Annotated in this window: 7 protein-coding genes; 3 read left to right on the forward strand and 4 right to left on the reverse strand. The window is 63.4% G+C overall.

Features of this window, described 5'->3' with window-relative positions:
* The first annotated feature begins 75 nt into the window (after positions 1-75).
* On the forward strand, positions 76-2739 hold the full coding sequence (locus VLU25_17545) for an ABC transporter permease (protein ID HSR69741.1): 2664 nt from the start codon (positions 76-78) through the stop codon (positions 2737-2739).
* A gap of 2 nt (positions 2740-2741) precedes the next feature.
* Here the strand turns inward: VLU25_17545 and VLU25_17550 are convergent, their stop codons facing one another.
* The 4 genes from VLU25_17550 to VLU25_17565 form a co-directional block, all read right to left on the reverse strand.
* Positions 2742-4169, reverse strand: coding sequence for a trehalose-6-phosphate synthase (locus tag VLU25_17550; protein ID HSR69742.1), 1428 nt, complete (start codon positions 4167-4169; stop codon positions 2742-2744).
* Between the two features lie 6 nt (positions 4170-4175).
* Positions 4176-5129, reverse strand: coding sequence for a trehalose-phosphatase (otsB, locus tag VLU25_17555; protein ID HSR69743.1), 954 nt, complete (start codon positions 5127-5129; stop codon positions 4176-4178).
* An 82-nt stretch (positions 5130-5211) separates the two neighbouring features.
* A complete protein-coding gene (locus tag VLU25_17560; GenBank protein HSR69744.1) occupies positions 5212-5904 on the reverse strand; it encodes a nitroreductase family protein in 693 nt (230 codons plus the stop codon).
* 42 nt (positions 5905-5946) lie between these two features.
* On the reverse strand, positions 5947-6768 hold the full coding sequence (locus VLU25_17565) for an RNA methyltransferase (protein HSR69745.1): 822 nt from the start codon (positions 6766-6768) through the stop codon (positions 5947-5949).
* A 179-nt stretch (positions 6769-6947) separates the two neighbouring features.
* Between VLU25_17565 and VLU25_17570 the strand changes: the two genes are divergently transcribed.
* A complete protein-coding gene (locus tag VLU25_17570; GenBank protein HSR69746.1) occupies positions 6948-8309 on the forward strand; it encodes a DUF5777 family beta-barrel protein in 1362 nt (453 codons plus the stop codon).
* 68 nt (positions 8310-8377) lie between these two features.
* Complete coding sequence (locus tag VLU25_17575) at positions 8378-9613, forward strand: choice-of-anchor V domain-containing protein (GenBank protein ID HSR69747.1); 1236 nt, start codon at positions 8378-8380, stop codon at positions 9611-9613.
* Positions 9614-9753 lie beyond the last annotated feature (140 nt).

Here is a 9753-nt window from a genome sequence, read left to right on the forward strand (position 1 = left end):
TTTGAAGGCGGCTCGAGGGAATGCGGCCTTCTCTGTGAGGAGGCCCCAAGCCCCTCGATCCCGAAACGGCCATAAATGTCCAGACCACTGACCGAACGTTTTTATGCACTTCTGTTGCGAAGCCGCTTGGCTTCGCACTATCCGGCTGCTTTGCGTCCTGAGATGGAGCGCCTCTTCGGCGATTTGCGCAGCGAGTCGGTTCGCCACAGGGGACGGATAGGGGCGTTGCTGGCGTTAGGCCGCGAGGTGGCTTCCTTGATGCGGGCCTCCTGGCAGGAGCGCCGTTACCGGGAAACGCCGCCCCAACAAGCTCGCCTGAGACGAACTCCAACGAGAAGAGAACGGATTATGGATCAATTGCGTCAAGATATCGCCTTTGCTTTCAGGAGCTACCTGAAGCGTCCCATGGCCGCTGTGGTGGCTGTACTGACCCTGGCGGTGGCTATCGGAGCCGCCACCACCGTCTTCAGCGTCATCTACGGAGTCCTGATCGACGCGCTGCCCTTTCCCGAGCCACAAGAGGTGTATCACGTCTTGGAAGCCGATCCCGAGGGGGGTGCCATCACGGTGCCTTTTGAGAACCTCAGGGACTGGCAGGATCGGGCAAAGAGCTTCGAAGCCTTGGCCGCCTGGGTGGGCAACTCGGTAGCCGTGACCGGAGGCGAACGCCCCGAACGCATTCGGGGAATCTTCGTGTCGGCCGCTTATTTTGACGTGATCGGGGTTGAGCCGGTCATGGGACGGGCCATCGCCGAGGGCGAGGACGTCCCCGGCGGGGAGCGCACCGCGGTCATCTCCCACAGTTTCTGGCAGCGGCGCTTTGGAGGCGATCCCGACGTCCTGGGCAAGTCGGTCTTTCTCAACAACTATGAGCACACCATCGTGGGCGTGATGCCTGCCGACTACCGTCCGCCCTTCGACTCGGCCGAGGCCTGGATTTCGTTGCAGACCGTGCCCCGTCCGCTGGACCGCGATTCCCACTCCCTGCTGGTGATGGGACGGTTGGCGGAAGGCGTCACCGCGGAGGAGGCCCGCCAGGAGATGACGTCCCTGATGAGCGGACTGGCTGAAGCTCACCCGGAACATGACGGCCACGGCATCTGGATGCAATCGGTCCTGGAACGCCGGCGGGAAGGCCAGCAGTCGATGCTGCAAGTCCTGGCCGCGGCTGTGGCCATGGTTCTGCTCTTAGCCTGCGCCAACGTAGCCAACCTGCAACTGGCTCAGGCCGCCGGACGCCGCCGCGAAATGGCCTTGCGGATGGCTCTGGGCGGACGCCGCGGAAGACTCATCCGCCAACTGCTGACCGAGAACTTGATCTTGGCCCTCGTCGGCGGGGCGCTGGGCCTAGCTTTAGCCTACGCAGGCGTCAAGGGCATGGAATCGCTTCACCCCGCCTACGGTACCTATTACAACATCCATCTCAATTCCAGCGTCCTGCTAGTCAGTCTGCTGATCACCATAGCGGCCGGAGTGCTCTTCGGTTTGGCCCCTGCCTGGAAGTCGTCGCGCTGCGATCTCAATCAGGACCTCCACGACGGCGGACGCGGCGAATCAGACTCGCGTTCCAGCGGACGCCTGCGTTCGGCTCTTGTCGTAGCTCAAGTGGGACTGGCCATCATGCTGCTGATCGGCGCCGGACTGCTGGTGCGCACCATCGGCAATCTGGCCGGGGTCAATCCGGGATTCGACACCGAAAACCTGCTTACCATGGAGTTTCGCTTGCCCGACAACAAGTATGAGACCGACGAGCAGATCGTGGCCTTTTACGACCGCATGATTCCCGCGGTCGAGGCCGTCCCGGGTGCGCTCGGCGTGGCTATCGCCCAGGCCCTGCCTTTCAGCGGCAACGGCGGGACCATGCCCTTGATCCGGGAGGGGCAGAGGGTGGATGTGTCGGAGGCGCCCCGCGTTCGCAACACCCCCGTCAATCCCGGCTACTTCCAGGCCATGGGCATCGACGTCTTGCGCGGACGAGTTTTCGAACCTTCTGACCGCGCCGGCTCCCTTCCTGTGGGCGTGATCTCGCAGACCGCGGCCGAGCGCTTCTTTCCTGATGAAGATCCATTGGGACAGCGCGTCTATTACCGGGATGAGAACACGCTGGTCTCTATCGTCGGAGTGGTCGGGGACGTCAAGCTGTCGTTGACCGGCGATCCCGAGGCTCACCTCTACACGAGCTACAGCCAGTTTCCCGCCCGTTTCAGCAGCTTGGCGGTTCGGACGCCCGGAGACCCCATGGCCTTGGCCAACCAGGTGCGCGATGCGGTCTGGAGCGTCGATCCGGACCAGCCGGTGTGGGAGATCATGCCCATTACCGAGCGCATCGCCAACACTCAGGGGCAGCGCTATCTTGTCTTGGTTCTGCTGACTGCTTTCTCTCTGGCGGCTCTGCTGCTGTGCTGCATCGGCATCTATGCCGTCATGGGCTACGCTGTGCACCGCCGCAGCCGCGAAATCGGCATCCGCATGGCACTGGGGGCCGGACGCCGGCAGATCCTGCGGATGGTGCTGCGCCGCGGACTGATCATGACCGTCCTCGGCTTGGTGCTGGGCATCGCGGGAGCCTTGGCGCTGTCGCAGACCATGCAGAGTCTGCTCTTCGGTGTGGAGCCTTCGGATCTTTCGACCTATCTGCTGGCGCCCCTGCTGTTGGCGGCGGTGGCTCTCCTGGCCTGCTACCTCCCGGCCCGCCGCGCCACCCTGCTCGACCCCACCCGCACTCTGCAGCAGGAATGACCTCACTCCTGACCTGAAGGGTCGATGCCCGTGAGTTCGTCGAGGAAGGAGTCGACCCATTTGAAGACGTTGTTGCGGGCCACGCCGCGGCGCAGGGCCCGCATGCGCTTGACGCGTTCGTCCTCGGGCATGTTGAAGGCCTGGTAGATGGCGTCGGCAACCTGTTCCTGGTCATGAGGATTGACGATCAGGGCACCCTTCATCTGGGGCGCCGCTCCCGCGAATTCGCTGAGGATGAGGACGCCGTTCTCGTCCACCGAGCAGGCGGCGTATTCCTTGGCCACCAGATTCATGCCGTCCTTGAGGGAGGTGACCAGGCAAATCTCCGAGGTGCGGTAGTGCCCCAGCAGTTCCTGGAAGGGCAGGGCGCGGTACATGTAGTGCAGCGGCACCCAGCCGCGCGAGGCGAAGCGCCCGTTGATCTCGCCTGAGAGGCGTTCCAGTTGCTCCTTCCAGGCGGCGTAGTCGTCGATCTGCTCGCGGCTGGGCACCAACAATTGGATCATCGACACCTTGCGGTGCAGATCAGGGTACTTTTCCAGAGCCCTTGCGAAGGCCCGGAAGCGGGCCGGAATGCCTTTGGTGTAGTCGAGCCGGTCGGCTCCCAGGATGATTTTCTGCTCGCGGAACCCCTCGTGAATATACCAGCCCGCCTCGCGCACCTCTTCGGAGCGGGCCCGGCGGTCGAAGTCCTCGAAATCGATGGAGATGGGGAAGTAGCCGGCCAGCACCCGGCGTCCATCCATCTCGATGCGGGCCTTCTTGCGTCCGGTGCGTACTCGCTGGGGTTTGAGGAAGCGGCGCAGGCAATGGACGAAGTTGCGCAAGTCGCGCTTGGTCTGAAATCCAACCAGGTCGTAGTGCAACAGAGCTTCCAGCAGTTGGGTCCGCCAAGGCAGCCGCGAGTAGATGTCGGGCGAGGGAAAGGGGATGTGGAGGAAGAAGCCGATGGGATTGCCGATCTCCCGGCGCCGCAGCTCCTCTCCGGTCAGCATCAACTGGTAGTCGTGAATCCACAGGACTTGATCGGGACGGGCCTTTTGGGCGATGGCGTCGGCGAAGATGCCGTTGGCTTCGACGTAATCCTTCCAGGCGTCAAGCTCGAACTTGGCGTGGCCCAGCAGGTCGTGAAAGAGCGGCCACAGGGTTTCGTTGGAAAAGCCGAAGTAGTAGCCCTCTACCAGTTCGCTTGAGAGGCTGACCGGATGGAGCCTGCACCCCAGCTCGCGACCGACTTCTCCCAGCAATGAGTCGACCGGGGCATCGTCGGTCTCGCCGGGCCAGCCGATCCAGCTTCCCCCGTGCTTGGAGAGCACCGGCTTGAGGGCCGTGACCAGCCCCCCGGCCCCGGGCGTGATCTTCCACTCGCCCTCGTCTTTTTTGATGACCACGGGCAAGCGGTTGGAAACGATGAGGAATTCTTGGCTCATGAGGACTCATTCCTTGGCGGAAGCGCTTGAGGAGTGGGGAGCGGAGTCGATCCAACGGTCGAGAAACTGCAACAGGTCACCGGGCATGCCGATGCGCAGGTCGGCTTCGGTAGAGCGGGGCTGGTTGCGCACCAGCACCGACAGGCCCCGGTCGCCCAGCGCCCGGAAGCCGTCCTCGTCGGTCAGGTCGTCGCCCAGAAAGGCAACGGCGCAGGGGAAGCTTCTCAGGGCACCGGCCGGGCGCGGCAGCGGCCCTTCCGGGTACCGGCTTTTGCGCGGTGATGGCTTGGGTCGTTGACCGTCCCCATCAACCTGCGCCTCCGCCTGCGCGGGTTCCAGGCTTTCCAGTACGGTGTTGATGACGTGGCCTTTGCTGCGGCCCGGCACGGCCAGTTCCAGACCGCCGTCGAAAGGGCGCACCTCCATGCCCTGGCGGCGCGCGGTCGACTCGCACAGCGCCCGCAGATCGTCTTCCAGTCGCTGACGCTCATCGTCCTCCAGGCCACGCCAGTGGAAGGCGACGCATCCGGTCTTGACCTCGATTTTCTCAGCGGGGATGATGCTGCGGGCCTGCTCCTCCACCTGCCGCAGCGCTTCTTGCTGGCTCTCGCTGACGCCGATGATGCGCGGCGTCTCGTCGCCTGGATAGAGGTGCTCGCGTCCGTGACAGCCCCACACTTCCACCGGATGTTGGGGACGGCTCAGCTTAAGGACGTCGGCCACGGGACGTCCGCTGACGATGATGACGCGGGTCGATCCTTCCTCCAGCAGGCGGTTCAGCCGTTCCCCCACTCCTGGGGCGGGCACGGCCTCGTGGCGGTTCTCGCGAAAAGGGGCCAGGGTGCCGTCATAGTCGAGGAAAAGCACCCGGCAGGGAGCTTCGGCGACTCGCTGGAAGAACTCGTCCAGGATGCGCTGCTCTTTCTCGGATGCCGACTGCTGACGTTCCTGCTGTTTCAAAAACGGCCTCCTCTCCCAGCTCCTTTATTGTAGCGTGTCGCCCTGATCCCCGAAGCTGAGGAGGAACGGGTCGGCCAGGCTGCTAAGCGTCCTCGGCGCGTGGACGGGGATTCCACACCGCGACCTCGTCCAAGGTCTTGCGTTTGAGGTCGGGGACGGTGGCGTCGTGGGAAGGATAGCCGATAGGGAAGAGGATGTAGGGCTTTTCGTTTTTGGGACGCCCCAGGATATGGGAGAGGAATCCCATGGGACTGGGCGTGTGGGTCAAGGTGGCCAAGCCCATGTGGTGGAGGGCGGCGATGAAGAGTCCGCAGGCGATTCCCACGCTTTCCTGCACGTAGTAGTTCTTGCGCTTGCCGCCGTCACCGTCAAGCCCGTAGCTTTCGGCGAAGACCACCACGATCCAGGGCACGATCTCCAGGAAGGGCTTGCGCCAGTCCGTCCCCAGCGGACGCAGCGCTTCCAGCCACTCGTCGGGCATGCGCTGCTGGTAGGAGAGCTTCTCCTCCTTCTCGGCCGCCAGGCGGATCTGATGCTTGGTTTCGGCATTGCTGACGGCCACGAAACGCCAAGGCTGCCGATGGGCGCCCGAGGGGGCCGTCGAGGCTGTGCGGATGGCGTACTCGATCAGCTCCCGCGGCACATCCCGGTCCGAGAAGAAGCGCACGCTGCGCCTGCCGTCCATCTCGCGATAGAAATCCCGAGCCCGCCGCATCTGCTCTTGGGGCTCGAACTCCTCCATCTCAAAGTCCACATGCGGATACTCATCACCCATCCCGCCATCCTACCACCCTCCTTGCCGCCGATCGACGACCAGTCATTCTGTGGAGTCGGGGCGGAGTTGGCTTTCGGGGAGGCGGTTCCCGGATTCGGCGAACCACTCCATTTGGCTGCAGATGGCGCGCACGATGCGGATGTCGCGGGGCGTGAGGGAATGGCCCAGAAGGCGGCGCAGGGCCTTCATCATGTGGGCTTGGTTGTCGGACTGGAAGAAGCCGATGCGGGCCAGGGTCTGGGAGAGGTGCTGAAACATGGCCTCGCGCTCTTCGTAGGAAGCCAGCGTGACATCCTCCTCGAGATCGGCAGCTTGTGCGCAATGCAGCTCGTAGGCCGTGACCATCACCGCCTGAGCCACGTTAAGTACTGGATGCAGGTCGGCGGTGGGGATGGTGAGCAAGAACTGGCAGCGGGCCAGCGTCTCCTGGTCGAGTCCTGATCGCTCGGGACCGAAGAGCAAAGCCACTCTCTGTTGCCGGGCTTCGGCCAGCAGCCGGGGAGCCAGGTCGCGGGGCGTGTGAAGGGGCCGACGGGCCACCCGGGCGCGGTGGGACGTCGTTCCGACAAGGAGCTGCTCGTCAGCCAGGGCCTCCTCCAAGGTCTCGAAGATGAGGGCCCGCTCGACGATCTCCTGAGCGCCCGCCGCCATGTGCAGGCATTCGTCGGTGACGCCCTGACGCGGAGCCACCAGCTTGAGGCGGGTCAGGCCCATGTTCTTCATGGCCCGGGCCGCCGAGCCGATATTCCCGGACTGGCGGGTTTCCACCAGGATCACGCTGATGCCCGGACCCCTTAGGAGCTTGTCGGCTTTGCTTGAGGAGGCGGACGGTGAAGGATGTCTTGGGGAAGTGTCGGACGGCATGTTCTTAACCTAGCCCAAGGCTGGCGCTCCAGGCAAAGAAGCCGGTCGGAAGCTCGGGCCAGAAAGTGAAAGATGAGACAGGGGACCGCATCTTGAATGAGAAAAGTGAAGAGTCGATGAGTTACACTCAAAACTCCTGACCCTGTCCATTGCTGAGCGATTGAAGCGAGGAGAGATGCATGTCATCCGCCACACGTTTACTAGTCCTGACGCCGCTCCTGCTGTTGCCGGTCTGTGCGCTGCTGACGGCCTATCCTGACGGGCCCGACCCCAAGCTGACAGGCGCTTTCGGTCAGCAGAACTGTCTCAAGTGCCACCAAGGGCAGAGGTTGAACGCCGGGCATCTCCTGGGCGGATCCTTCCAGATTCTGGGAGTGCCCCGCGAGTATGAGCCGGGGAGGAGCTATCCGCTCAAGGTCGTGATCTCCCAACCCGGCCAGTCACGCTGGGGCTTTCAGCTCACTTCGCGCTTCGCCGATTCGGGAGGCCAAGCGGGAGAGTTGGCCGGGATCGACGGCAACACGCTTCTCGATTCCCTGGAGGGGATCACCTACATCAGTCATTCCGAGAAGGGGACGCGGGCCGGCGTCGGAGGCGGGCCGGTGGAGTTCCCCTTTGAGTGGACGGCTCCCCGGAGCGGCGGACTGGTGCTCTTCAACGCTTCGGGCAATGCCGCCGACAACTCGGGCGACGAGGAAGGCGACTACATCTACAGCAGTGGCGCAGCCGCCAGTCCCCCCGGGGCCGCCGGCCAAGCTCCACCCGTGCTGGCCCAAGCCGGCCAGGACGCCCCCAAACCGGTGCGGCGCTCGGAGTCGCCCGCCGTCATCAACGTCCCGGCTCCGCTCGACCGCCGCCGGGGCGATTTCGAATTCCAGGTGCAGCACAGCTTCTTCGGAGACATCGACTCGGGCGCGGGCGGGGCCTTCGGAACCGACCTGGGAGCCAACGTCAACCTGGCACTCAACTACGCTCTCAGCGACCGGCTGAGCGCCGGTGTGACGCGCGCCCGCACCGACAGGATCGTCACCTTGGCAGCCACCTTTGAAATCAAGAACTCCGGCGAGTCGTTCTGGAGCATGGACTTTCGCGGCGGCCTTGAGGGACACGACAATCTCCAGCGCCACTACTCGCCCTTCCTGCAACTGGCCACGGCCTTCGATATGGGACGGGTGCGCCTGTACATAACGCCCAGCATGGTCTTCAACAGCCGCCGTGACGACCGGCTGTTCCTTCCCTCACGTTTCCGGGCTGCGGATGAGAACCACACTTTCTCCCTGGGATTGGGCGCAGATGTGGCGGCGACCGACTGGTTTTCACTGATGGGGGAGGTGATCCCGCGGGTGAAGGGCTTTGGAGGAATCGAGGCCCGCGACGATCCGGCCTTCGGGGGAGGCGTCAAGATCCGTTCCTGGGGGCACGTCTTTTCCGTCTTCGTCACCAACTCCCTGGAGTTCACTCCCGCCACTTACGGCATCAGCGGCAACCGCAGCAACGACAGCGTTTCTTTAGGCTTTAATATCTTCAGACGCATCCGGTAAGCGGGGAAGCCCTTTTTGACGACGAAAGGCAAGACATGACTCACAGGGCGGCGTTTCCAGCTTTTCTCATGCTTGTAGCGACGGCCGCGCTCCTCAACCTGCAGGCCCGCCGCGACGGCAAAGACATCGATGAGAACAAGTCGGTGCTGGCGGGAGGCATGATGTGCGCGTCCTCGGGCTGTCACGATGATGAGTCGCTCAGCACCTTCAACACCGATGGTTCGGTGGTCCTGGAGGGCTTGCCCGCCACTTACGAGCCCGGCCAAGTGTATCAGGACCTGCGGCTAATTATCGAAGACAGTCAGGGGGGAGGAGTCTTCGGGTTTCAGATGGCAGCGCTTTTTGAGGACGGGAGTTCGGCTGGGCAACTCCTTCCCGACTTTCCCAATACAGACTTGTTTCAAATTGATGAAGCGCTCGTCCTGCTCCATACTCCTGTTCCGTTGCAGACTGGCGAGGTGCCTTTCGTCTGGAGAGCGCCCTTCGACTCTCAGGGCGACGTGCTCTTCCGGGTGGCGGCCAATGCCGCCAACGACAACAACGATCCCTCTTTCGACCACATCAACACCCTGGAACAGACGGTTTCGGCTCCCGTGCCTTCGGTGGAAAGTTATTTCGCCCAAGTGGGCGACGGAGTGGCCGGAAACATCCGATTCACCACCTCGCTGATCCTGGTCAACTCCTCCAGTTCGCCGGCTGAGGTTCAAGTCGATCTCTTCGACTCCAACGGCGATCCTCTGGAGGTGGAATTGGGAGAGCTGGGCAGCGGCAGTTCCTTCGCCGTCGAGCTTGAGCCCGAGGGCGGATTCTCAGCAGAAACAGCGGGAGAACAAGATCTGCGGGTCGGATACATGCGGCTCAGCGCCCCGCCCTCGGTGGGCGGCACGGCGGTTTTCCGACGCAGCCAAGTCGAAACGGGAATAGCCCTCTTCGAGACCGGAGTCCCAGCTTCGTCTCCGCTCCAATCCTTCAGCCTCTTCGTCGACCAGCGCGCTCCCCGCAGCACCGGGCTTGCCATCGTCAATACCGGCGATCAGCCAGCTGAAGTCACCCTCAGTGTGTTCAGCCTCCAAGGCGTGGAGCAGAACGGCTCTCCCAACGTCATTGAGTTGCAGCCTGGAAACCACCGCGCTCAATTCGTGGACCAGTTGCTGCCAGATCTGCCCGTGGACTTCGCCCAGGGGACCATGACGGTGGAAAGCACGCAGCCACTGGCCGCCGTCACTTTGCGCCAAGAAGCGGACCCAGCCCCCTTCCCCGCTTCCGTCCCCCTGCTGACCGCCTTCCCGGTCGTGCCTCGGTGACACTGATGCTGAAGATTCACCATCAGACCGTCTGGGATAGGTTGTCGCCTGCTCGGGCCTTCCACCGGTGCTCTGAGCCGCCAGTTTGCGATGGGGAGCCAGGGCGCGGCACCAAAGCACGAGCGCTCCGAAGCGACAAT

The organism is Acidobacteriota bacterium (genome assembly GCA_035471785.1).
Lineage (GTDB): Bacteria > Acidobacteriota > UBA6911 > RPQK01 > DATIPO01 > JANQFM01.

Coding starts and splice junctions, on each gene's coding strand:
- VLU25_17570 (HSR69746.1), top strand. CDS start 6,948: ATGTCATCCGCCACACGTTTACTAGTCCTGACGCCGCTCCTGCTGTTG.
- VLU25_17565 (HSR69745.1), bottom strand. CDS start 6,768: ATGCCGTCCGACACTTCCCCAAGACATCCTTCACCGTCCGCCTCCTCA.
- VLU25_17550 (HSR69742.1), bottom strand. CDS start 4,169: ATGAGCCAAGAATTCCTCATCGTTTCCAACCGCTTGCCCGTGGTCATC.
- VLU25_17545 (HSR69741.1), top strand. CDS start 76: ATGTCCAGACCACTGACCGAACGTTTTTATGCACTTCTGTTGCGAAGC.
- VLU25_17575 (HSR69747.1), top strand. CDS start 8,378: ATGCTTGTAGCGACGGCCGCGCTCCTCAACCTGCAGGCCCGCCGCGAC.
- VLU25_17560 (HSR69744.1), bottom strand. CDS start 5,904: ATGGGTGATGAGTATCCGCATGTGGACTTTGAGATGGAGGAGTTCGAG.